Annotated in this window: 25 protein-coding genes; 12 read left to right on the forward strand and 13 right to left on the reverse strand. The window is 71.7% G+C overall.

From position 1 onward, the window contains the following. Positions 1–7 precede the first annotated feature (7 nt). From EDF21_RS15425 to EDF21_RS15445, 5 genes are all read right to left on the reverse strand, one after another. On the reverse strand, positions 8–883 hold the full coding sequence (locus EDF21_RS15425; protein WP_123571961.1) for an alpha/beta fold hydrolase: 876 nt from the start codon (positions 881–883) through the stop codon (positions 8–10). Between the two features lie 71 nt (positions 884–954). Beyond that, a complete protein-coding gene (locus EDF21_RS15430) occupies positions 955–1,611 on the reverse strand; it encodes a PepSY domain-containing protein (protein WP_123571962.1) in 657 nt (218 codons plus the stop codon). Between the two features lie 230 nt (positions 1,612–1,841). Then, the gene (locus EDF21_RS17110; RefSeq protein ID WP_233568543.1) at positions 1,842–3,374 is read right to left on the reverse strand and encodes a HAMP domain-containing sensor histidine kinase; all 1,533 of its coding nucleotides are present in this window, start codon (positions 3,372–3,374) and stop codon (positions 1,842–1,844) included. 61 nt (positions 3,375–3,435) lie between these two features. Beyond that, positions 3,436–4,113 carry a response regulator transcription factor gene (locus tag EDF21_RS15440; RefSeq protein WP_056047329.1) on the reverse strand — a complete coding sequence of 226 codons (678 nt, stop codon included), beginning with the start codon at positions 4,111–4,113 and terminating at the stop codon, positions 3,436–3,438. A 144-nt stretch (positions 4,114–4,257) separates the two neighbouring features. Further along, entirely contained in the window at positions 4,258–5,010 is a 753-nt protein-coding gene (locus EDF21_RS15445; protein ID WP_056047333.1) for an SDR family NAD(P)-dependent oxidoreductase, read from the reverse strand. 171 nt (positions 5,011–5,181) lie between these two features. Between EDF21_RS15445 and EDF21_RS15450 the strand changes: the two genes are divergently transcribed. Then, entirely contained in the window at positions 5,182–5,886 is a 705-nt protein-coding gene (locus EDF21_RS15450) for an HAD family hydrolase (protein WP_123571963.1), read from the forward strand. A gap of 121 nt (positions 5,887–6,007) precedes the next feature. Here the strand turns inward: EDF21_RS15450 and EDF21_RS15455 are convergent, their stop codons facing one another. Both EDF21_RS15455 and EDF21_RS15460 read right to left on the reverse strand, forming a co-directional pair. Further along, the gene (locus tag EDF21_RS15455) at positions 6,008–6,427 is read right to left on the reverse strand and encodes a VOC family protein (RefSeq protein ID WP_123571964.1); all 420 of its coding nucleotides are present in this window, start codon (positions 6,425–6,427) and stop codon (positions 6,008–6,010) included. A gap of 147 nt (positions 6,428–6,574) precedes the next feature. Beyond that, entirely contained in the window at positions 6,575–7,801 is a 1,227-nt protein-coding gene (locus EDF21_RS15460) for a multidrug effflux MFS transporter (RefSeq protein WP_123571965.1), read from the reverse strand. Between the two features lie 101 nt (positions 7,802–7,902). Here EDF21_RS15460 and EDF21_RS15465 point away from each other — a divergent pair, with 101 nt between their 5' ends. Beyond that, positions 7,903–8,364 (forward strand): MarR family winged helix-turn-helix transcriptional regulator, encoded by a 462-nt coding sequence (locus EDF21_RS15465; RefSeq protein ID WP_055978010.1) that lies wholly within the window; start codon positions 7,903–7,905, stop codon positions 8,362–8,364. Then, positions 8,361–9,743 carry an MFS transporter gene (locus tag EDF21_RS15470; RefSeq protein ID WP_123571966.1) on the forward strand — a complete coding sequence of 461 codons (1,383 nt, stop codon included), beginning with the start codon at positions 8,361–8,363 and terminating at the stop codon, positions 9,741–9,743. Before EDF21_RS15465 ends, EDF21_RS15470 begins: the two co-directional genes overlap by 4 nt. 23 nt (positions 9,744–9,766) lie before the next feature. Here the strand turns inward: EDF21_RS15470 and EDF21_RS15475 are convergent, their stop codons facing one another. Beyond that, on the reverse strand, positions 9,767–10,801 hold the full coding sequence (locus EDF21_RS15475) for a YdcF family protein (protein WP_123571967.1): 1,035 nt from the start codon (positions 10,799–10,801) through the stop codon (positions 9,767–9,769). A gap of 290 nt (positions 10,802–11,091) precedes the next feature. Here EDF21_RS15475 and EDF21_RS15480 point away from each other — a divergent pair, with 290 nt between their 5' ends. Next, complete coding sequence (locus EDF21_RS15480; RefSeq protein WP_123571968.1) at positions 11,092–11,271, forward strand: hypothetical protein; 180 nt, start codon at positions 11,092–11,094, stop codon at positions 11,269–11,271. Positions 11,272–11,467: 196 nt separating this feature from the next. Here EDF21_RS15480 and EDF21_RS16795 read toward each other — a convergent pair whose 3' ends face one another. Continuing rightward, a complete protein-coding gene (locus EDF21_RS16795; protein WP_158612753.1) occupies positions 11,468–11,620 on the reverse strand; it encodes a hypothetical protein in 153 nt (50 codons plus the stop codon). A 447-nt stretch (positions 11,621–12,067) separates the two neighbouring features. Between EDF21_RS16795 and EDF21_RS15490 the strand changes: the two genes are divergently transcribed. The 8 genes from EDF21_RS15490 (at position 12,068) to EDF21_RS15525 (ending at position 20,055) form a co-directional block, all read left to right on the forward strand. Beyond that, positions 12,068–12,346 carry a hypothetical protein gene (locus EDF21_RS15490; RefSeq protein WP_123571970.1) on the forward strand — a complete coding sequence of 93 codons (279 nt, stop codon included), beginning with the start codon at positions 12,068–12,070 and terminating at the stop codon, positions 12,344–12,346. A gap of 167 nt (positions 12,347–12,513) precedes the next feature. Further along, entirely contained in the window at positions 12,514–13,275 is a 762-nt protein-coding gene (locus EDF21_RS15495) for a hypothetical protein (RefSeq protein ID WP_148053725.1), read from the forward strand. Positions 13,276–13,673: 398 nt separating this feature from the next. After that, complete coding sequence (locus EDF21_RS15500) at positions 13,674–15,614, forward strand: cytochrome c oxidase assembly protein (RefSeq protein WP_233568544.1); 1,941 nt, start codon at positions 13,674–13,676, stop codon at positions 15,612–15,614. Further along, positions 15,611–16,222 (forward strand): copper resistance CopC family protein, encoded by a 612-nt coding sequence (locus EDF21_RS15505; RefSeq protein ID WP_123571973.1) that lies wholly within the window; start codon positions 15,611–15,613, stop codon positions 16,220–16,222. The genes EDF21_RS15500 and EDF21_RS15505 overlap by 4 nt, the downstream gene beginning before the upstream one ends. Before the next feature lie 38 nt (positions 16,223–16,260). Continuing rightward, positions 16,261–16,809, forward strand: coding sequence for a copper chaperone PCu(A)C (locus tag EDF21_RS15510; protein ID WP_123571974.1), 549 nt, complete (start codon positions 16,261–16,263; stop codon positions 16,807–16,809). Continuing rightward, the gene (locus EDF21_RS15515; protein ID WP_123571975.1) at positions 16,806–18,044 is read left to right on the forward strand and encodes a Dyp-type peroxidase; all 1,239 of its coding nucleotides are present in this window, start codon (positions 16,806–16,808) and stop codon (positions 18,042–18,044) included. The genes EDF21_RS15510 and EDF21_RS15515 overlap by 4 nt, the downstream gene beginning before the upstream one ends. A 50-nt stretch (positions 18,045–18,094) precedes the next feature. Continuing rightward, positions 18,095–19,549, forward strand: coding sequence for a PepSY domain-containing protein (locus tag EDF21_RS15520; RefSeq protein WP_123571976.1), 1,455 nt, complete (start codon positions 18,095–18,097; stop codon positions 19,547–19,549). A gap of 68 nt (positions 19,550–19,617) precedes the next feature. Then, a complete protein-coding gene (locus EDF21_RS15525) occupies positions 19,618–20,055 on the forward strand; it encodes a GNAT family N-acetyltransferase (protein ID WP_123571977.1) in 438 nt (145 codons plus the stop codon). Positions 20,056–20,184: 129 nt separating this feature from the next. On the opposite strand, the gene EDF21_RS15530 is transcribed toward EDF21_RS15525, so the two are convergent. From EDF21_RS15530 to EDF21_RS15545, 4 genes are all read right to left on the reverse strand, one after another. After that, the gene (locus tag EDF21_RS15530) at positions 20,185–21,096 is read right to left on the reverse strand and encodes a HAMP domain-containing sensor histidine kinase (RefSeq protein WP_158612941.1); all 912 of its coding nucleotides are present in this window, start codon (positions 21,094–21,096) and stop codon (positions 20,185–20,187) included. A gap of 140 nt (positions 21,097–21,236) precedes the next feature. Then, positions 21,237–21,908: a response regulator transcription factor gene (locus tag EDF21_RS15535; protein ID WP_123571979.1), complete on the reverse strand. Its 672-nt coding sequence runs from the start codon at positions 21,906–21,908 to the stop codon at positions 21,237–21,239. Beyond that, a complete protein-coding gene (locus EDF21_RS15540; RefSeq protein WP_233568545.1) occupies positions 21,895–22,554 on the reverse strand; it encodes a DedA family protein in 660 nt (219 codons plus the stop codon). The genes EDF21_RS15535 and EDF21_RS15540 overlap by 14 nt, the downstream gene beginning before the upstream one ends. Continuing rightward, positions 22,551–23,351, reverse strand: coding sequence for a phosphatase PAP2 family protein (locus tag EDF21_RS15545; protein WP_123571980.1), 801 nt, complete (start codon positions 23,349–23,351; stop codon positions 22,551–22,553). Before EDF21_RS15545 ends, EDF21_RS15540 begins: the two co-directional genes overlap by 4 nt. Between the last annotated feature and the right edge of the window lie 60 nt (positions 23,352–23,411).

Below are 23,411 nucleotides of genomic sequence, written 5' to 3' on the forward strand. Positions count from 1 at the left end.
TCGCAGCCTATGCCTGGTGCCCCACGCGGTCGTCGAGCCACCGCACCAGGTCGGCGACGACCTCGTCGCGGTTGGTCTCGCGGAACACCTCGTGCCGGGCGCCCTGGTAGACCACGAGCTCGACGTCGCTGAGCCGACTGCGGTTGACGTACGCGTCGGCGAGCTTGCGGGCGCTGGCCTCGCCGCCGAGCGGGTCGTCGTCGCCGACGAGGACGAGCACGGGGAGGTCGCTCGCGAGCCGGGTCGAGGGGCGACCCATCAGCCGCAGCGTGTCGGCCGTGCCGAACAGCTGTCGGGCCGTCGCCTGCACCGACAGGGGGTCGGCAGCCATGGCGTCGACCACGGCCTGGTCCCGGCTGAGCCACTCGTAGCCGGTGTCGCCGAGGTGGGCGTGCCGGGCGTTCAGGTCGCCCGCGTTCATGCTGCCGGGCATGCGGTAGGCCGTGCCGCTCAGCACGACGGCGTCGAACCGGTCGGAGCCCTCGTCGACGAGCTTCTGCGCCATCAACGAGCCCCACGAGTGCCCGAGCAGCACGAGCGGCGAGCCGGGGTTCTCGGAGCGCGCGATGCCCGTCAACCGGACCACCGCCTCCATCGCCCCGCGCAGCCCCGACGGGCCCAGGCGGCCGAGCTTCGTGTGGTCACCGCCCCACTGGCCGAGGCCGGTCTCGCCGTGACCGAGGTGGTCGTTCGCGTAGACCGTGTAGCCGGCCCGCACGAGGTCCTGGGCGAGGTCCTCGTAGCGCAGGGCGTACTCGCCGAGGCCGTGGGCGAGCTGCACCACGACTTTGGGCGACGCCGCCTTCCAGACGTAGTAGTGCACGGTCACGCCGTGGGCATCGGTGAACTCGTAGTCGCCTCGGGCGGCGGAGAAGGTGGGCACGGAGCCAGTCTCCCATCACGGAGCCCCGCGGGCCGGGCCGGTCCGGCCCGGGCCCGCCGGGCCCCGTCCCGTCAGCGCCGGGCGTCGACGTCCGTGCGCACCACGCCGAACGCCTGGTCGAGGTCGACGTCGACCTCGGTGCCGTCGTCGAGGCGCACGTCGACCTCGTAGGCCACGCCGGTGTCGTCGCTGCGGTCGGCGTCGGTCACCGTGCCCCCACCGGCGGCGGCGAGGGCGGCGGCCGCGGCCCGGTCGTAGTCCGCGCCGGTCAGGTCGTCGTCACGGGCCGAGTCGTCGCGGGTCGAGTCATCGCGCCCCGAACCGGCGACGGGCGTCGGGGTGGCGTCCGACCCGAGCGAGTCGTCGTCGCGGTCCTCGCCGGCGACGGGCGTCGGGGTGGCGCCGGACCCGCGCGAGTCGTCGTCGTCGACGCGGCTCGAGGTGACGGAGTAGTCGTCGTCGAGCAGCACCGTCGCCCCGCGACCGTCGGGCAGGACGACCTCGACCTCGTAGCCGACGAGTCCGTCGTCGAGGGTGTCGACCTCGGTCACGGTGCCGCCGCCGGTCTCGGCGAGCGCCGCCTCCTGGGCCCGGTCGCGGGTCTGCGCGGACACGCCGTCGTCGAGGCCCGAGGCGAGGGCCACGCCGCCGCCGCCCAGCACGAGGACGCCCGCGATTCCGCCGGCGATCAGCAGGGACTTCTTCTTGGTGAGGGTGTTCTTCAGCATGGTTCGCTCCGTTCGTGGGGCCGCCGGGCGGCCGGGTCTGTCGCTCTCTCGAGCCGATGGACCCCACTCTCGCGAGAGGGCACTGAAGCGGTCCTGAAGCGACCTGAAGATCCGTTCAGGAGGCGCGGGTCGCGTCACCGGAGCGGGCGGGTCCACGTGCCCCTCGGCGGGTCGGCGCGCACCCGCCCCGCAGGGCGGGAACCCGCCGACCACCCGGTGGGGCGCTCGGGTCAGGCGGGACCGGCGGGGAGGTGGACCACGAACCGGGCACCTCCGAGAGGCGAGGCCGTGACCGACACCGCGCCTCCGTGGACCCGGACGATCTCGCGCACGATGGCGAGCCCCAGTCCGCTGCCGCCCGCGTCGCGGGCGCGGGCCTCGTCCAGGCGCACGAACCGGTCGAACACCCGCTCGCGGTCCGCCTCGGCCACCCCGGCGCCGTCGTCGTCCACGGTGAGGACCACGCCTCCGTCGCGCTCGGCGAGGGCCACGGCGACGCGGGCGTCGGCGTGCCGGGCCGCGTTCGCGACGAGGTTGTGCACGACCTGGCCGAGCAGCCCCTCGTCGCCGTCGACGCGAGCCGGGCCGACGGCCGTGGCGTCGACGGCGAGCGGCCCCCGACCGTCGGGACGGGCGACGCCGCGCAGGCGGGCGGTCTCCGACACCACGAGGTCGTCGAGGTCGACCGGGCGGCGGGTCACGCCCAGGGCGCCCTCGTCCGCCCTGGCGAGGACCAACAGGCCCTGCACGAGCGCCGTCAACCGCGCCTCCTCGCCGAGCACGGTGCCGGCCAGGGCCGCACCGTCGATGCTGCCGGGGTGCAGCAGCGCGACCTCGGCGTGCTGCCGGATGGTGGCGAGCGGCGTCTTCAGCTCGTGCGAGGCGTCGCCGACGAAGCGCCGCTGGGCCGTCGCCGACGAGTCGAGCCGGTCGAGCATGCCGTTCAGCGTGCGGGCGAGGCGGGCGATCTCGTCGCCGCCGCCCGGGTCGGGCAACCGGTGCGACAGGCTCTGGGCCGTGACCGTGTCGACCTCGCGGCGCATCGACTCGACCGGGCGCAGGGCACGGCCCACGACGAGCCAGGTGGTGACGCCCAGCACGAGCAGGGCCATCGGGATCGCCACGCCGAGCGTGACGAGACTGGCCGAGGAGGCGGCGCTCGCCTCCTCGAGGGAGCGCGCGGCCACGACGCCGTACCCGGTCGTGACGACCCGGGCGGGGACGGGGGTGGCGTCGTCGGTGGAGGACGTGGCGTCGTCGTCCGCCTCGCCGTCGTCGGAGCGCGAGCCGCCCGACCCGGAGTCGTCGTCGGCGTCGTCGTCGTCATCCGTGGGGGTCGGCGTCGGGGTCGGGGTCGACGCGGCCGGCGTCGGCGTCGCGGTGCTCTCGACCCCGACGTCCTCGCGTTCGACGACGAACGCGTCGCCGTCGAGCGAGACCCGGTCCCCCGAACCGGACGAGGCGATCGACGAGGCGACGTCGGCGAGGTCGTCGTCGCCTCCCACGGCGAGCACGCGCCCGGACGCGTCGGTCACGACGACCAGCGACCCGTCCGTCTCGCCCGCGACGGCCACGCTCGGCGTCGAACCGATCGCGAGGGCCGACACGGCGCGGTCCACGTCGGCCGAGGCGGCCTGGCGCGGGGCGTCGGCGAGCACGGCCTGTTGCACGAGCGCGAAGACGAGGGCGAACACCCCGAGGGTCAGCGCCACGGCGAGCACGGCGGCCACGGTGATGCGCGACCGCAGCGACGCCCGTCTCACCCGACGCGGCCCGGTGCCGGCGGACGGCCCAGGCCCGGGAGCCGGGACGCGAGGGGCCCGCTCAGCCACCCCGCGCCTCCAGACGGTAGCCCGCCCCCCGGAGCGTGACGATGGCTTCTCGGCCGAACGGCCGGTCGACCTTGTTGCGCAGGTGACGCACGTACACCTCGACGATGTTGGGGTCGCCCTCGAAGTCGTCGTTCCAGACGCCGTCGAGCACCTCGCGCTTGGTCACGACGCTGCCGGCGTGACGCATGAGGAACTCGAGCACCGCGAACTCGCGGCTCGTGAGCTCGACCTCGACGTCGCCACGGTGGACGCTCCGCGAGGCGGGGTCGACGCGGAGGTCGCCGGCCTCGAGCACGACCGGTCGTTCGCGGGCACCGCGGCGGACGAGGGCGCGCAGCCGGGCGAGCAGGACGGCGAACGAGAACGGTTTGGTGAGGTAGTCGTCGGCGCCGGTGTCGAGGGCCTCGACCTGGTCCCACTCGCCGTCCTTGGCGGTCAACACGATGACGGGGGTCCAGTCGCCTCCCTCGCGCATCGCCCGGCACACGGCGTAGCCGCTCATGCCGGGCAGCATGATGTCGAGGACGACCACGTCGTAGCTGCCCTCACGGGTCCGCCAGAGCCCGTCGGTGCCGGTCGCCGCGACGTCGACCGCGATCCCCTCGGCCTCGAGCCCGAGCCGCAGACCCTCGGCCAGGGTCGCCTGGTCCTCGACGACGAGCACGCGCACGGGGCCTCCCTCGGTCGCGCCGGGTGCGCGTCGTGCCCATCATGGCGGGAGCGCGCTGAAGCGGCGCTGAAGCGGCGCTGAAGCGGACCGGCCGCGGAGGCGCGGCGCAGGACTCCCCGCACCGCGCCTCCTGAGGGACCGTCGTCAGTGCGCCGAGTAGCCGCCGTCGACGAGGTGGTAGCTGCCCGTGACGAACGACGCCTCGTCGCTCAGCAGGAAGAGGACGAGCGCCGAGACCTCGGCGTCGGTCCCGAGGCGACCGGTCGCGTGCTGCGACTCGAGGTACGAGAGCGCGTCGCCCTCGAGCGAGGCGCGGACGAGGGGCGTGTCGATGAAGCCGGGGCCGACCGCGTTGGTGCGGACGCCGCGCTTCGAGTACTCGAGCGCGGCGACCTTGGTCAGGCCGACCAGGGCGTGCTTGCTCGCGACGTAGGCGGCGTTCTGGGCGATGCCGACCGAGCCGAGCACCGAGCTCATGTTGACGATCGACCCGCCGCCCGCCTCGACCATCGCGGGCAGCTGGTAACGCAGGCCGTAGAAGACGCCGTCGAGGTCGACCGAGCGGACGCGGTCCCAGGCGGCGATGTCGTACTCGCCGATGTCGGCGGCGGGGGCGCCGATGCCCGCGTTGTTGACCGCGAGGTGGAGGGCACCGTAGGTCGTCTTCGCGAACTCGACGGCCGCCTCGGACTGCTCGGGCTTCGCGGTGTTCTGCTCGAACGCCACGGCCGTGCCGCCCGCGGCGACGATCTGGTCGACGACGCCCTGGGCCGCGTCGAGCTTGATGTCGGTGACGACCACCGATGCCCCCTCGGCCGCCAGGGAGCGCGAGATCGCGGCGCCGATGCCGCTGCCTCCGCCGGTGACGAGTGCCGTCTTGTCGCTGAACCGTGCCATGGTGCGTGCCTTCCTCGTTCGTGGGCCGACCGTCGGGGCCGGTCGGGCTCGTCGACGAGCCCGTCTGCGAACGTACGCCCGCAGGGACCCATGAGCAACAGGTGTCGTCTTGCTCCGGGCCGATCTCGTGCAGTCCGTGCACCTTCGCTCGTTCGGGGGCAGGGTGGCGGGATGACCTCCCCCACGTCCTCCCCTCCGTCCACCGCCGTCCTCTTCGACATCGACGGCACCCTGGTGGACTCGAACTTCGCGCACGTCGACGCCTGGTCGCGGGCCTTCACCGACGTCGGCCACCCCGTCGACAGCTGGCGCATCCACCGGTCGATCGGCAAGGACTCGTCCCTGCTGGTCGAGGGGCTGGTCGGGAAGGACGCCGCCGCGCGCCTCCTCGACGACGCCAAGGACGCGCACTCACGCCACTACGCCGAGAACCTCGGCGAGCGGGGCGACCTGCACGTCTTCGGGCGGGCGACCGACCTGCTCGCCGAGCTCGCTCGCCGGGGGCACGGCGTCGTGCTCGCCACGAGCGCGCCCGAGGAGGAGCTGAAGGCGCTGCGCGACCTGCTCGACGTCGAGGACGCCCTCTGGGCCGTCACCTCGAGCGAGGACGTCGAGACCGCGAAACCCGACCCGGGCATCGTCGAGGTCGCCCTCGACAAGGCGGACGTGCCGGCCGAACGCGCCGTCATGGTCGGCGACGCCGTGTGGGACGTCGAGGCCGCGCACCGGGCGGGCGTGACCTGCATCGGCGTGCTGAGCGGCGGCTTCTCCCGGGCCGAGCTGGTCGAGGCGGGGGCCGAGGAGGTCTACGACGACGTGGCCGACCTGCTCGCCCGACTGGACGAGAGCGTGATCGGTCGGCTCGGGCACGACTGAGGCGGGGCGGGCCTGGCAGGCAGGGCGGGCGGGGCGTCCTCGGCGACCGCCACCGCGCCTCCTCGTCCGTCGGGCGTGCCCCGGCTCAGGCCGCGGTGCCGGCTCAGGCCGCGGTGCCGACTCAGGCCGCGGTGCCGCCGACGTTGACCATCCAGTGCTGGCCGAAGCGGTCGTCGAGCATGCCGAACGAGTCGCCCCACGGCGCCTGCGACAGGGCCTCGTGCACGGTGCCGCCCTCGGCGAGCGCGTCGAACCATCCAGTCAGCGTCTCGGCGTCGTCGGGTCCGCCGAAGAGCGAGAGCGACACGCTGCTCGCCTCCTCGAGCGGGTACGAGTCGGGGCGGTCCGCCCCCATCAGCAGCAGGCCCGACGGCGTGGCCAGCTGGGCGTGCATGACCTTCTCGGCCTCGCCGGGGGTGCCCACGCCGAACTCGCCGAAGGTGCTGAAGGTGGGGCTGCCGCCGAAGACGGAAGCGTAGAAGTCGAACGCCTCCCTCGTCTCGGAGCGGAACGCCAGGTACGGGGTGAGCTGCACGGTCACGGGGTCCTCCTCGGGTCACGGCGCCGGTCGGCGTCGAGCCCAGGGTGGCACCGCCCGGTCCGGCGCACCAGCCCCGGATGGACGGCAGGAGGCGCGGGTCGCGCCCCCCGGGGTCGGGTCGCGTGGGTGCGCCCCCCGCCCCGGGGGTCAGGTCGCCGGGGTGCCGCCTCGCGACGACGCCCACACCTGCACGGCCAGACCGGCGGCGATGAACCCGAGCATCAGCGCGCCCATGACCACGGCCGTGCCGCCGAGTGCCCCGGCGAGCGGGGTAGCGGCACCGCCGAGCCCGAACTGCAGCCCACCCGCGAGCGCGGCGGCCGTGCCGGGCGCGCGGTGCCCGAGCGCCTGCGTCAGCGTGATCGACCCGGGGATGACCCAGCCCCAGCCCGCCGTCACGAGGGCGAGCGCGGGCCAGATCAGTGCCGGGCCGACGCCGGTCAGCGCACCGACGAGCACGAGGGCCGAGCCCACGGTGCAGGTGACGAGGCCGGCGGTGAAGAGGTGGTCCTCGGCGAAGCGCCCGACGAGTCGGCGGAACACCAGGGTCGAGGCGATCATGCACGACGCGTTCGAGGCGAAGACGAGCGTGTAGAGGCCCTCGCCGAAGCCGTACTGCTCCTGGAAGACGAACGACGACGTCGCGATGTACGAGAAGAACCCGATCGTCGCGGCGCACCCTGTCACGAGGTACCACCGGAAGCGCGGCATCGCGAGCAGCGTGCCCATCCGTCGCAGCGAGGCGACCAGCGAGCCCGCACCCGGCTCGGGGTGGACGAGCGTCTCGGGCAGACGGCGCGCGGCCGCCCAGGTCAGGGCGGCCCCGAGCACCGCGAGCACGACGAACGTCGCCCTCCAGCTCGACACCGAGAGCACGACACCGCCCACGAGCGGGGCGACGACCGGGCCGACGGCGTTGATCGCGGCGAGCGTCGCGAAGAGCCTGCTGCGCACGAGGCCCGTCGTCGCGTCGCCCACCATGGCCCGGGCGGCCACCGAGCCCGCCGCGCCGCCGAGGCCCTGCGCGACGCGCGCGACGACGAGGGTGGCCGCGTCGGGAGCCACGGCGCAGGCGAGGGAGGCGAGGGCGAAAAGGACGGTCCCGCCCAGCAGGATGCGCCTCCTGCCCCGACCGTCGCTGATCGGCCCGATCACGATCTGCCCGACCGCGAACGCGACGAGGAACGCCGTCAGGCTGAGCTGCACCTCGGCCGTCGACGCCCCGAGGTCGCGCGCGATGGCCGGCAGCGCGGGGATGTACATGTCGGTCGCGAAGGGCGAGATGCCCACGACGATCGCCACCGTCAGCACGGCACCCCTCGCGGACAACCAGGAGGGGCGGCTCGGCTCGGCCGGGACGTCGTCGTCTCTCATCGGCACGAGCCTAGGCGCGGGGCGCCCCCGGGGGTCGCGTCGCACCCGGACCGCGACCAGACGTTTACTTAGCCGAACTAAACGAGTATCGTGGCCCGGCGATGACCGACTCCGCGCCTCCCGCCCCCTCCGCCACCCGGGCCGTGCCGCACGCCCACCTCGCGACCGACGTGCGCGGCGCCGTGCTGCGGCTCGCCCGCCGCCTGCGCCAGCAGAAGGCCGACGCCGACGTCACCGACGCCCAGATGGCCGCCCTCGGCTACGTCGTGCAGAACCAACCGCTGACGATCGGGGCGCTGACCGCCCACGAGGGCGTCACTCCCCCGTCGATGAACCGGACCGTCGGCAAGCTCGTCGACGCCGGGCTGCTGCGTCGCACGGTCGACGACGACGACAAGCGCCGCGTGCTGCTCGAGACGACCGAGGCCGGCGCCGCCTTCGTCTTCGAGACGCGTCGACGTCGGGACGAGTGGCTCGTGCCCCGCCTCTCGGCCCTCACCGCGGACGAGCGCCGCACCCTGGCCGACGCCACCGAGATCCTGCGGAAGCTGACCCGCTCGTGAGCGCCATGTTCCGCAGCCTGTCGCTGTTCAACTACCGCCTCTGGTTCGCGGGGGCGCTCGTGTCCAACATCGGCACCTGGATGCAGCGCACGGCACAGGACTGGCTCGTGCTCACCGACCTGACCGACAACGACGCCACGGCCCTCGGCATCACCATGGCGCTGCAGTTCGCCCCGCCGATCCTGATGGTGCCGATCACGGGGCTGATCGCCGACCGGTTCGACCGGCGGCGACTGCTGATGGTCACGCAGCTGAGCATGGGCCTGCTCGGGCTCGGCCTGGGCGTGCTCGTCCTCACCGACAGCGTGCAGCTCTGGATGGTCTACCTCTTCGCCCTCCTGCTCGGCGTCGCAGCCGCCATCGACGCCCCGGTGCGGCAGAGCTTCGTGTCCGAACTCGTGCCCCCCGGCCACCTCACGAACGCCGTCAGCCTGAACTCGGCGTCGTTCAACGGCGCACGCCTGGTCGGCCCCGCGGTCGCCGGCGTGCTGATCGCGACGATCGGCACGGGGTGGGTGTTCCTGATCAACGCCGGCTCGTTCGCGGCCGTGCTGCTGTCGTTGCGGTTCATCCGGGTGGCCCAGCTCGAGCTGAAGCCGGCCGTGTCGCGGGCCAAGGGCCAGATCCGCGAGGGGTTCCGGTACGTGCGCGAGAGGCCCGACCTCGTCGTCGTCTTCGTCATGGTCTTCGTCATCGGCACCTTCGGCCTGAACTTCGCCATCTTCACCTCGACCATGGCCAGCGTCGAGTTCGGTGTCGACGCGAGCGGGTTCGGCCTGCTGTCGTCGGCGATCGCGGTGGGGTCGCTGGTCGGCGCCCTGCTCTCGGCCCAACGTGAGAAGCCCCGCTGGCGCGTGCTCGTCACGGCGGCCCTGGCCTTCGGCGTGACCTGCCTCGTCGCCGCCGTCATGCCGACCTACTGGAGCTTCGCGGCCGTGCTCGTCACCGTCGGACTCGCCTCGATCACCCTGATGACGACGGCGAACGCCACCGTGCAGCTGACCACGGCACCCCGCATGCGCGGGCGCGTCATGGCGCTCTACATGGCCGTCTTCACCGGCGGCACGCCCCTCGGCGCACCGATGGTCGGCTGGGTCGCGAACGTCGCCGGACCGCGGTGGGCCATCGGCGTCGCGGCGGCGTCGGGCTTCGTGGCGGCCGGCGTCGCGATCGTCTGGCTCGTCCGCGGGCAACACCTGCGGGTGCGCCGCGTCCGTGGGGGCGAGCCCGAGCCCGTCACCGGAGCACTGCCCGTGCTCGGGGCGGGCCGGTTCCACTACCGCCTGCAGCACGACGGCGACGCGGCCGCCGTCCGGGCGCGCGACGAGACCGCGGCCGAGCTCGCCGTCGACGAGGGCACGGCGACGCGACCGTCCTGACCAGGAGGCGCGGCGCCGGCGGGTCAGAGGCGCGCGTAGACCAGCAGGGACGCCAGCAGCACGACGAACGGCGCGATCAGCAGCACGTTGAGCAGCTTGTGCTCGACCATCACGGCGACCCACTCGCGCAGGAAGGCGCTCGGCACGTAGTACGCGGCGGTGGGCGCCCCGACCACGTCGGCGCTGCTGCCGGCATCCCGTGCCAGCAGGGCGGCGCGCAGCACGTGGTAGTTGTTCGTCACGGCCAGGGTCGACCCGGTCCGACCGGCGTCGGCGAGCACCTTCCCCGACAGCACGAGGTTCTCGCGGGTCGAGCGCGACTCGGTCTCGGGCAGCACGTCGGCCGGGTCGGCCCCCTGGGCGATCAGGTACTCGGCCATGGCCTCGCCCTCGGGACGCGGTTCGTCGGCCCCCTGACCGCCCGACGGCACGAGCACCGGCCGCCTCACGCCCTCGGGGGTCGCGCGGTAGATCGCCAGCGCCCGGTCGAGTCGGCTGCGCAGCAGCGGCGGCACCTCGCCGCGGATCAGCCCGGAGCCGAGAACGATCAGGGCGTCGGGCTGCTCGCGCACCCGGGGTCGGGCGTAGACGAGCGACCACAGGGTGAACGCGGCGAACGTGAGCGCGGCGTAGCCGGTGACGAAGACCACGACGATGCCGAGCCCCACGGCTGCGTCCTGGAGGGCCGCGACGTCCGACCGGCGACCGGCCTCGACGATCACGACGACGAGCAACGGCACGCCGATCAGCGCGATGCCGACCAGCAACGACAGCAGGTTGCCGAGGCTGCGCCCCTCGGACCGGAGCATGGTGACGCCGTTCGCGATCGCGAAGACGGCGAGCGCGAGGACGAGCAGGGGCACGAGCGCCACGGCGACGAGGAACACGAAGACGAGCGGCGGGAACGCCGCGACGAGGACGTTCGCGGCGGCGACGACCCCGAAGCCCCCGGCCATCAAGAGGAACACCCCGTTGCGGAACCGCCGGGCGTCCCGCCGACGCGACGCGGCGAAGAGCAGCAGGAAGACGACGGCGATGCCGGCCGAGATCGCGGTCATGAGCAGAGGCTACCCGCAGGGCGCAGTGCAATCCGGAGGGCGGCAGGGGAGAGAATCTCGGCGCGAAATAAGGGAGCTTGCGACCGCGTGCCGAAAATCTCGGAGGAGCCGGTGGCGTAGCCACTTGAACGGAGACCCGGAGGTGGCTACGAGGGAGCGCAGCGACCGAGCCGCCGAAGGCTTCACGGCAAAAAGACGTGCCCGAAGGGCATTGAGCGCCGCGCAGCGGCTCCCCGGGAGCGCATCGACTCCCCCGGACCGCAAAACGGTCCGTTCGCTACTGTCGACCCGTGCTGATGCGAGTCGTGATCCTCCTAGGCGTCGGCCTCATGGTGGTCATTGCCGTGGTCGCAATCGTGCTCACGGTGAAAGACATTCGCGCCAATCGCTCCATGTCTCCCCGAGCGCTCATGACGTTCTGTGCGGCCGGCATCGTCGCGGCCGCGACCATCGCCTACGCCATCATCTGACACGAGCGCTCGTCGGCCGGCACCGGACTCGAGAACGGCCGGCGGGCACGAAGAAGCCCCCGCCCGGCTGGGGGGAGCCGGAATGCGGGGGCTGCTGCTGCCTAGCGGGTTAGGGACCACCCGGCAGCTCTCGGCCAGCTTGGGGGGAAGCTGACCGGAGCCAAGCTACGCGCGGCCCCTGACGGCCCTCTCGGGCTCAGTAGGGAGCGACTGAGGTCACGATGCGATCCTCAGGGAGCGTGGCGCGCACCTGGTCGATTGCGTCGGCCGGCGTCGGGGCGCCTGTCTCGACGGCCACGGCCTCGGCGCTCGTGTCGCCCTTGGGGCGGTGCCTGACGAACCAGCTCATGCCAGGGCGCTACCCGCGGTCACGACGGCCACTCGTCCGGGTCGGGGTGCAGCCGGCCCGTGAGGGCAACGTCAAGGACCAGCCCGACACCGCCGACGCATTCTCCCGACGATTCGACGTCACCTACCCGACCGCCATTGACGCAAACACGGGAAGCGTCCAGCTCGCATTCGCCGGCAAGACGGCCCCCAATGCCACCCCAGCCACATTCGTCCTTGACCCCCAGGGGCGCGTGAGCGCTCGAGTCTTAGGGGCCGTCGACCCATCGATCCTGCGAGCACTCGTCAAGACCGCGGCCGCTACGCCCGAGCAGTCACCCGGCGGCTGACGCTGCTGCGGGGCTGCTAGCTTTCGACCGTGACGACCGCCCCGGTATGGCCTGGCCAAGCAAACGAACCGCGCGACGCCCCACCGGCTACCAGCCCCTTTGCTCTGACGTCGAGCATCGTGGCCCTCGTGGCCCTCGTCGCCTACGTCGCTCTCTACGCCACGATGTGGGCCCCGGTCGCTCTCTGGGACAACGAAGGCTGGCTGTTCTTGTACCCGCTATTCCTCGCGGCCTGGGTGCCCGTCGGCATCCTCTCCGCTGCGTCCCTCGGCCTCTCGATCGCCAGTTCGGTACGACACGAAGCACGGCGATCCCTGGCAATCGTGAGCCTCGCCATGGCGGCGCTATTGCTCACTGCGTCCCTGCCGGCCCTTTGGTTCGGGCCCGGCCCCCTCTAGACACCGCAGGTCGACCTGCGGCGCGCAGAACCCAAGACCCGAGCCCGCACGCGCGCTCATTGGTGTCTCGTTAGACGATCGGTCTCCGATCAACGGTGGAGGCCAGTAACTCCCCCGAAGCTACGGGGCGCCGGCTATCTCGATAGGTCAGTCGGAAACTGATCTCGGTGAGCGTTCCTCCATCGGACACCTCGCAGGGCGTCGCTCGAAGTCGAGAGACCCCGGGCTGCACCCGCCCTACCAACTACTGTCCCGTCGCACGGCTCCCCGTAAGCTGGACGTGTTCCGCAACAGGTGAGGAGAACGTCGTGGGGTCGAGGTGGTCACGTCTTCTTCGTGGCTCGCTGACGACCGTTCTCGCTCTGACCGTTGCCGCGTTCTCCCATGTCGCTGGCGGAGGCTCCGCACCGGGGGTTCTCGGCATCGGCCTCGCTCTCGCGTTCGCCCTGCCGCTGGCGGTCTCGGTGACGGGCAAAAAGCTCTCCGCCGCCCGCCTGTCGATCGCGGTCGCGTTCGCGCAGCTCGCGTTCCACACCCTGTTCTCCCTCGGCGCCAGCACCACCGCGGTGACGGCGACTGGCGGCGGACACCACGGCCACGACGCCCTGATCCTCGAAAGCGATGACGCCGCCGGCATGGCAGGGATGGCCGGGATGCACGCCGGCCCCTCCATGTGGATCGCCCACGGCGTCGCCGCCGTCGCGACGATCGTCGGCATCTGGTTCGGAGAACGGACCGTCCGGGCCCTGGCCGACCTCGCCAGAGAAGGCATCTCGGCAGTCGTCTGCGCCATGGGGCTCGTTCTCGTGCTCGTCGCCGAGCCCGTGCAGCTTCGCGCTGTCGTGGCGAGGGCGGCACGTCTCGTCCCCCACGTCTCAGGTCTTGCCTGGTCGACGCAGCCTCACCGCGGCCCGCCGGTCGTTGCCTGACTTATCACTCCGTGACGACACCACCCGGTGCCGTCTTGTAGCGCTCGACGCCGCCCTCTGAGGGGCGCGAGCGTGTCGCACACCCGCACCTGACCATCGCTGCCGCCATCCGGCGCGAAGTCAGCTGAAGCCGGGTGTGACCGTGATCTCGACCTCCGCCCCGGCTCTTGTGGCCGTGGTGGGTGGTCTGTTCGGTGCCGCACGTCGGCGCCTGTCAGGACGTCTCCCTTGTTCCCCTTCCTTCTTTCTCTCTACCCGCGCCTTCGCGGTGGACGGTCTTCGTGAGTACTCGGCCGCCCGAGCTCGACGACGTCGACCTCGAGACCGGAGTCCCCCCGTTGCCGCCGTTGCGCCCCGTCGGCTCGGTACTGGTTGCGTGCGTACCTCTCGCTGTCGTCGTGACGCTGGTGGGCTTGCTCTCGACCGGCGCCACGACGCAGACGCTGATCATCGACCCCGGCGACCTCGTCACCTACGGCCTGCCGGTCGCCCGGATCGTGCACGACCTCGCCGCCGCCGCGACCATCGGGCTGTTGGTGCTCGCGGCGTTCGCCCTCCCGGGGCAGAACCGTGCCCCGGGGGTGCTGAGCTTAACCCAGTTCACCGCCGTCCGGTGGGCGTCATGGGCTGCCGGCGTCTGGTTCCTCGCAGGGGGCGTCGTCATCGTCCTCACCGCCGCGAGCGTCATCGGGGTTCCCTTGTCGGACCCGATCTTCCGCCGCCAGTTCCTGTTCTTCGCCACCGGCCTCGAGCTGGGCCAGTCCCTGCTCGTGTCGACCTTGTGCGTGCTGGTCGTGTTCGTGATCAGCTACCTGACCCGCAGCGTCTCGTGGACTGGCGCCGCAGCAGCCCTCTCCCTGCTCGCCCTGCTGCCCCTCTCGCTGTCCGGGCACGCGGCCGGCAGTGACGAGCACGCCAACGCGGTGAACAGCCTCGCCATCCACCTCCTCGGCGTCACCGTCTGGGTCGGCGGCCTGACCGCGCTGATCCTGCTGCGGAAGAAGGTCGGTGGTGGTCTGCCCGTCGTTGCCGCACGGTACTCGGCCCTCGCGGGATGGTCCTTCGTCGCGGTCGCGCTCTCGGGCGTGGTGAACGTCTCGCTTCGCTTCGCCGGGATCAGCGACCTCGTCACGACCGAGTACGGCCTGCTCGTGTCAGCGAAGATCCTGATCCTCCTCGCCCTCGGTGTCGCCGGAGCCCTGCACCGGCGCCGTGTGATCCCAGCCCTGGTCCGTGAGCCCGCCCGGCGTCGGGGGTTCGTGCGGCTGGCCCTGGCCGAGGTCGTCCTGATGGCGGTGGCCATGGGGCTGTCGGTCGCGCTGTCCCGGAGCGCGCCTCCTGTGCCTCAGACCTCGATCGCGAACGTCGACCCGCGGTCGTCGCTCATCGGGTTCACCTTCCCCGAGCCGGTGTCCGTGTCCCGCATGCTGACCGCGTTCCACCCCGACTGGGCGTGGCTCGCGATCGCCTCGGTCTTCGCCGGTCTGTACCTCGCCGGGGTGATCAAGCTCAGGAGGCGCGGCGACCGCTGGTCCGTGGCGCGCACCGTCCCCTGGGTGGCCGGCTGCGTGATGCTCGCCTACGCCACCAGCGGTGGCCCCGGCGTCTACGGGGCTGTGCACTTCAGCACCCACATGATCCAGCACATGCTGCTGATGATGTACGTGCCGCCGCTGCTCGTGCTCGGCGCCCCCGTCACCCTGCTGCTGCGGCTCGTTCCGGCCCGGCGGGACCACAGCCGCGGCGTCCGCGAATGGGTGCTGCTGCTGACCCACTCCCGCTACGCGCAGTTCGTGACGCACCCGATCGTCGCCGCGGTGGTGTTCGCGGGCAGCCTGATCGCGTTCTACTACACCGGCTGGTTCCGCTGGTCGCTCGAGACCCACCAGGGGCACCTGCTGATGACGGTGCACTTCCTCATCAGCGGCTACCTGTTCTTCTTCGTCCTCATCGGCCTCGACCCCGGCCCGAAACGGCCGCCGTACCCGATGCGGCTGATCATCCTGCTGGCCACGATGGCGTTCCACGCCTTCTTCGGCCTGGCGATCATGTCCGGCACCGAAGTGCTCGCCCTCGACTGGTGGCACGCCCTCGACGCCACCGACGACACCGCCCTCCTCGCCGACCAGGTCACCGGCGGCGGCATCGCCTGGGGCGCAGGCGAGTTCCCCGTCGTCCTCGTCGCTCTGATGGTCGTCCGGCAGTGGTCGCGGTCCGAGGAGCGCGCCGCGAAACGGTACGACCGGAACGCCGACCGCGACGACGACGCGACCCTGCGCGCCTACAACGACCAGCTCGCCCGTCTGAACGGCACCGACACCCCCCGGAGAGACTCATGACCCCCACCACCTCCCGCACCCCCACCCGGACCGCAGGTGCCGTCCTCGCCGCGGTTCTCCTCGCTGTCGCGGCCGCTGTGGGTGTCGCAGCCCCCGCGCAGGCGCACGACCAGATCATCTCGACCTCCCCCAGCGAAGACGGTCACGTCGACACCGCCCCGGCCGAGGTGTCGATGGTCTACACCGACTCCCTCATCGAAGTCGGCGCCGTCGTGCTCGTGATGGACGACACCGAGAAGGACTGGGCCGACGGCCCCGTCGCCCTCGACGGCCCCAACGCCACCCAGGCGATCAAGGCCGGCATGCCCGACGGGATCTACCAGGTGCGGTGGCGCGTGGTGTCGAGCGACGGCCACCCCATCTCCGGTGTCTACGACTTCGCCGTCGGCACCGCCACCCTCACCGCCGACACCGGCACAGAGACCGACTCGAACACCCAGGCGACCGCCGACCCAGCCGCGGCCGGCCCTGACGAGGGCACGGCGTCTGGTGCGACGTCGACGACCAGCACGGTGTCCTCCACCGTCGTCATCGGGCTCCTCGGAGCCGTCGCCGGGATCGCCGTCTTCGGCGGCGTCCTCTGGTTCCACAGCCGCCGCACCTCATGACTTCCCTGACCCACCACCACCTACAGAAAAGGATCACCATGCGTACCCTCACCACCACCGGCCTCGCCGCTTCCGCTGTTCTCCTGCTCGCCCTCACCGGGTGCAGCGCCGCCAGCCAGGACAGCGCCGAAGCGGACACCAACACCGAAGCAGCTTCGCTGTCGATCGACGACGCCTGGGTCAAGGCCGCCGACTCCGGCATGTCCGCAGCGTTCGGGACCCTCGAGAACGACTCCGACCAAGACGTCACCATCGTCAAGGCCGAGTCCGACGCCTCGCCCATGATGGAGTTGCACGAGACCGTTGCGAATGACGCCGGCGAGATGGTCATGCAGGAGAAGAAGGGCGGGTTCGTCATCCCCGCTGGCGGCTCGTACGAGCTCGCCCCCGGCGCCAACCACCTCATGATGATGGGCCTCGATGCTCCTGTCACCGCCGGTGACGAGGTCGGGTTCACCCTCACCCTCACCGACGGGTCGACGTACGAGTTCACCGCTCCCGCGAAGGACTACTCGGGTGCGAACGAGACCTACGAGGGCGACGACATGTCCGACATGGACATGTCCGGCACGGACGCGGACCAGTGACCCCCGACACGACTCCTGACGAAGCTCCCCGGGGCGTCAGCCGGCGGCATCTCCTCTTCGGAGGGGCGGCCGCCGGCCTCGGCGCCGCCGGCGCCATCGGCCTCAGCTACACCGCCCGGGGTACCACCTCGACCGCGGAGACGGCTGACGCGAAGCTGTCCGGTGCCGAGACGATCCCGTTCTACGGCACCCACCAAGCCGGCATCGACACGGCCCCCCAGGCCCACGCCGTGTACTACGCCCTAGACCTGCTCTCCGGAACGGATGCGGCGGCGTTGCGGCGAATGATGCAGGTCCTCACCGACGACGCCGCCCGCCTCAGCCAGGGAGACGCAGCCCTCGCCGACAGCGAACCCGAACTGGCCTACGTCCCTGCACGACTGACCGTCACCTTCGGGTTCGGGCCCGGCCTCGTCACCCGTGCCGCCGGTGCGGGTGCGGTCCCGTCGTGGCTGGGGCCGCTGCCGGCGTTCAGCGTCGACCGGCTCGACCCGGCCTACGGCGACGGCGACCTGCTGATGCACATCGCTGCGGACGACCCGATGACCGTTGCCCACGCCGCCCGGATGCTGCTGAAGGACACCCGCTCCTTTGCCACCCTCCGGTGGACCCAGACCGGGTTCCGGCGTGCCTCCGGGTCGGAGCTGAAGGGCACGACCATGAGGAACCTCTTCGGCCAGGTCGATGGGACCGTCAACCTCGAACCCGGAACGGCGGACTTCGACAAGCTCGTCTGGCGGAACACCGGTCAGGCCTGGATGACAGGGGGCACCGGGTTCGTGCTCCGCCGCATCTCGATGGACCTCGACAAGTGGGACAAGCTCGACCGGTCCGGGCGCGAGCAATCCGTCGGCCGGACCTTGTCCAACGGGGCACCGCTGACCGGGGTGAACGAGCACGACGAGGCGGACTTCGAGGCGAAGACCCCGATCGGGTTCCCGGTGATCCCGGAGTTCTCCCACATGCGCCGGGCCCGGTCGGACAACCCCGACGAGCGCATCTTCCGCCGCGCCTACAACTACGACGACGCCCCCACCCCAGGGTCGTCGGTGTCGAATTCGGGGCTGCTGTTCGTGTCCTACCAAGCCGACGTCACCACCCAGTTCGTCCCCCTTCAACAACGCCTGAGCGATCTGGACCTGCTGAACGAGTGGATCACCCCCGTCGGGTCGGCAGTGTTCGCGATGCCCCCCGGCTGCACGAGCAGTGGCTACATCGGCGACACCCTCTTCTGACCCTCCTGCACGTCACCGCACCGCCTCCTTCACGAGCCACGAAAGACACCATGACCGAGACCCTGCAGCGTCCCACCCCGGCCTCTGACACCCCTCCCCCGCGCCCGAGCACCTCGAAGGGGTGGCTGGGGCAGCTGCTGCTGCGGCTGCACTTCTACGCCGGCATCCTCGTCGGCCCGTTCATCCTCATCGCCGCCCTCAGCGGCGCCGCGTACGCCGTCACCCCGCAGATCGAGCAAGTCGTCTACGACCGCGAGCTGCACGCCCCCGTCACCTCGACCGCCCTCCCCCTCGCGGAGCAAGTCGAGGCGGCTGAGGCGTACGCGGACGACGACACCCTCGTCGCTGTCCGGCCTGCCCCGGAGCCTGGTGACACGACCCGGGTCATGTTCACCGGCACCGGCCTCGGCGAGAGCGAGACCCGGTCGGTGTTCGTCGACCCCGGCACCGCCGAGATCCGCGGCGACCTCACCACCTACGGCACCTCCGGCGCCCTCCCCATCCGCACCTGGGTCGACCACCTGCACCGCAACCTCCACCTCGGCGAGACCGGACGTCTCTACTCCGAACTCGCAGCGTCCTGGCTCGGTGTCGTCGTCCTCGCCGGTGCCGCCCTCTGGGTCATCCGGTACCGGAAAGCCCGCCGGGCCCGGCGTGACATGGTTCGCCCGAACAACACCGTGACCGGGTACCGGCGCATCTTCTCCTGGCACGCCTCCACCGGGATCTGGCTCCTCGTCGGAGCCCTTTTCCTCTCGGCAACAGGGATCACCTGGTCGACCTACGGAGGCGCCAACGTCGACAAGCTGCGTGCAGCGCTCGACTGGGGCACCCCCGCCGTCGACACCGCCCTCACCGAGACCGCCGGCCCCACCTCCACCGGCGACCACGCAGGCCACGCCGGCCACGACAGCTCCGCACCCGCAACCGATGATGCCTCAGCCCCGGTGATCGAGCCGACGACGTTCGACGAGGTCCTCGGAGTCGCACGTAGCGTCAACGTGAACACCGGGCTGGTGCAGATCACCCCGCCGACCACGGCAGACACCGCCTGGGTCGTGCAGGAGATCCAACGCAGCTACCCCACCGAGGTCGACTCCGTCGCCATCAACGGCGACACCCTCGAAGTGGTCGACCGCACCGACTTCAAGGACTTCACCCTCGCCGCGAAACTCACCCGGTGGGGCATCGACACCCACATGGGCCAGCAGTTCGGGCTCGCCAACCAGATCGTCCTCGTCATCACCGCCCTCGGGATCGCGACGACGGTCGTCTTCGGATACCTGATGTGGTGGAAGCGCCGCCCCACCCGCCCGGGAGCCCTAGTTGGCAAGCCCGCCACCGCTGGGGCCCTCGCCCGGGCACCCTGGTGGGGCACCGCCGCGGTGATCGTCGTCGCTGCCGGCATCGGATGGTTCCTGCCCCTGCTCGGGATCTCCTTGATCGGGTTCGTCGTCGTCGACGCCATCGTCACCGCGACACGATCACCCGCCGCACGCCGATAGGAACTCGCAGGACGGGCAGACCCATCGGGGCTGCCCGTCCCGCACTCGTCGTCAGGAAGACTCGACGCATGCCCCTGCACCGTGACTACCGCCTCCTCGACGGACCGCCGCCCCTGGCCGACTACCTGCGGCTACGACTCGAGAGCGGCCTGTCACCTAAGAGCGAAGCTCAGGGTGCCGGCGCCCTGACCGGGTCTTGGACCTTCCGCCACGTCGTCGACGCCGGAGAGAACGTCGTCGGGATGGGTCGTGTCGTCGGCGACGGCGACTGGTACTTCCTCATCGCCGACATGGCCACCCTCCCCGCGCACCAAGGCCGAGGGATCGGAGGCGCAGTCCTGGACTCCCTCCTCGCTCACATCGCAGAGCACGCGCCCTCGGGGGCCTACGTGACTCTGACGGCGGACCCACCGGGCAGGCACCTCTACGAGCACCGCGGCTTCGTCAACGTCGCCCCCGGACGAACCGGGATGCACCTCGTCATGCCCACTCCAGGTGTCCGATAGACGATCGGTCACCGAACGCGTCCGCACCTCAACTACTCCACGGAAGTGCACTGATCTTGCCGTCTCGATAGGTCAGTCCGAAACGTATCTCGGTGAAGGCTCTCTTATCGGGCGCCTGGTTCACTGGTGTCAGGTCCCCTGATTTGAGGCCGGTAGGACCAGCTCAAGCGTCGTCCCGGTGGGGGACGTTGCGGCTACCCGGACACTGCCGCCGTGACGAAGAGCAACCTCTCTGACGAGTGCGAGGCCGATGCCGAAGCTGGGACGGCTGGCGTGTGCGTTCGTCCCGGTGTTTTCGGGTGCCGGGTCTGAGCGGGCGAACCGGTCGAAGACCCGGGTTGGTTTGATACCCGTTATGCCTCGTCCCTCGTCAGTCACCGTGATGATGGCCGAGTCACGCTCGAGGCGGGTCGACACGGTCACGGTTGATCCCGAGGGGGCGTGGCCGATGGCGTTGTCGACCAGAGCAAGTACCGCCCGGCGGAGGCTCGCAGTCGGCGCATCAACAAGTGCGAAGCCAGCAGCGTCATACCGCAGGGCTACATCGCGCTCGTCAGCGAGGACTGACATCGACCGAAGGACGTCCTCGACGACGTCGTTGAGATGCACGGGGTCGGACATGGTCGAAGCAGCGGAAGAGTCTCCTCCCGCTGCTTCGAGCAGGTCGCCGACGATGTCGATCAGGGCCCGCGAGTCGTCACGGAGTCTCGCGAGATCAGCGGTGACCTTGTCGTCGGCTGTCGCTGCGCCGCCGGTGATCTTGCGCTGCAGCGCCTGGAGGCGGGCGTCCAGGACAGCAAGAGGTGTCCGGAGCTCGTGGCTGGCGTCGGCGACGAACTGTCGTTGCACGCGGAGCGCGTCGCCGAGTGGCCGGACGGCACGGCGGGCAATGACTACGGTCACGAGGCCGGCGAAGACGACGCCGGCGACTCCGAGCACAATGAGGCCGGCTACGACGTCCGTGGCCGAGACGAAGACCTCGCCCTGTCCGGCGGCGGCGACCTGCTCGAGGCGCTCCTGCGGGACGGTCTGGTGCAGCACCCACGCGATGGTGAGTGCGAGGGCGCCGACCACGACGAGGCCCGAGACGAGCACGATCTGTCGGCCGATCGACCGGGCGGCGGCCTGCAGGGCCGCGGCCTCGGGATCGGCCTGGCCACGGGCCCGCCCTCGTCGTCTGGTCACAGCGCTCCGATCCGGTACCCGCGCCCGCGCACGGTGAGGACGACGTCGCGGTCGACCTTGCGGCGCAGGTAGCTGACGTAGGTGTCGACGGTGCCGAGCTGCTCCCCGTGCGGGAACACCCGCGCGAGCAGGTCGGCCCTGTCGAAGGTGTGGTCGGGGCGTCGGGCGAGCTCGGCGAGCAGGGCGCTCTCCCGCTCGCTCAGCACCACGCGGCTGGACCAGGGAGTGACGACGATGCGGCTCTCGGGATACAGGCGCGCCTCCCCCAGGTCGAGCCAGCGCTCCTCGGCGGCGAACGACCGCGTCAGGGCGCGCAGCCGGGCGAACAGCTCGTCGAACTCGAATGGCTTGACGAGGTAGTCGTCCGCCCCGCCGTCGAGCCCCGCGACCCGGTCGGCGGTCGTGCCGAGCGCGGTCAGCATCAGCACGGGGGTCGTCACGTGCTCGCGACGGAGGGTCGCGACGAGCTCGGTGCCCTCGAGCCCCGGGAGGCGCCGGTCGACGACTAACACCGCGTACCCTCCTACCCGGGCGGCGTCGAGCCCGCGTCGGCCGTCGGTCTCGAGGTCGACCTGCCAGGCCTCGCCGAGCACGTCGGCCACGATGGGCCCGAGCCCGGGGTCGTCCTCGACCAGCAGGAGGCGCGGGCGCGCGTCAGGACCGGTCACCCACCGCCTCCTCGCCTCTCGTCGTCGTCGCTGCGTCGTCCTTCTGCGCCCCGCCGGCGCGGGAGCGCCGCAGGGCGGTGACCACGATCGGCAGCACCGACACGACGACGAGCCCGACGGCGAGCAGGTCGATGTGGTCTGCCACGAACGGTAGGCCACCGAGCAGCGATCCGAGCACCGTCATGCCGACGGCCCACAGGAACGCGCCGGTGACGTTCCAGACGATGAACTTCCGGTACGGGTAGCCGCTGGTGCCGGCGGCCAGGGGCACGAAGGTGCGGACGACGGGCACGAACCGGCCGAGGACGAGGGCCTTGCCGCCGTGCCGCTCGAAGAACGCCTCGGCCTGCTCGAGGTGCGCCGTCTTGAGCACGCGGGCGTCGGGGCGGAACCAGCGGCGCCCGAACCGGTGGCCGAGGAAGAACCCCACTTGGTCGCCGGCCGCCGCCGCGAGGAACGCGCAGAGCGCGATCACCACGACGCTCAGGCCGAGACTCTGGTGCAGCAGCCCTGCGGTGACGAGCAGCGAGTCGCCCGGCAAGAAGGGGAACAGCAGGCCCGACTCGACGAAGATCATCAGCGACAGGCCGCCGAGAGCCCACGGGCCCATGCCGGCGAGGAGGGTCTGGGGGTCGAGGATGCTCACGCCCGGGTCCGTCCTTGGTCGATGGTCGGGATGGAGTTCGGCGCAGACGGTCCGATGGGGTGGCCAGTCCTCGAGCGCCGCTGGACCCGGTCGAGGAGGCGCAGCCACGGCGGCAGGGCCAGCGCCACCACCGAGCAGCCGAGCACGACAGAGGCGAGCGTGTCGCTCGGGTAGTGCACGCCCACCCAGACGCGCGACAGCCCGACGACCGCCACCGCCGCCGCGCACATGGCGATGACGACTCCAGCGCGGCGACGCCCCCAGGCGATCAGAACCAGCGCGAGTGCGAGCCCTGTCGCGAGGGCTGTGTGCCCGCTGGGGAACGAGAACGAGTGCGGCTCGATGATCAGGGGATCGACGAGCAGCCCCGGGTCGGGCCGATCGCGCTGCACGACGAGCTTGACCAGCTCGGCCGCGGCCCACGGCCCGACCGCGACGCCGAGGACGGTAATGGCCGCAGCCGCGCGACGACTCACGACCCACACCGCCACGACCAGCAGCAGCACGAGGGCCGCGCCGAGCTGCGGCCCGAGCAGCCGGTCGACGAGCAGCGCCACCCCGTCGAGCACCGGTTCGTGCGCGCGGCTCGCGTGCTCCACGAGGTCGAGGTCGACCTCGCTCACGCCGCCCGCGCCCGAGGTGATCAGCAGCCCCGCGACGACGACGCCGACGATGCCGGTCGCGCCCCACGCCGCCCACGCCCGGTCGTGGACGGACGCTCGGACGGCGCGGAACAGAGGAGGCGCGGTGCGGCCACGAGAGAGCGCCGACGAGTGCGGACGGTGCAGGACGGTCATGCGCCGAGGCTCCGCCCGGCCGTCCCAGAAACCGCCCAGACGTACTCGCGGGCTCGTCAG

The sequence above is a fragment of the Frigoribacterium sp. PhB118 genome, assembly GCF_003751725.1.
Taxonomy (GTDB): Bacteria; Actinomycetota; Actinomycetes; order Actinomycetales; family Microbacteriaceae; genus Frigoribacterium.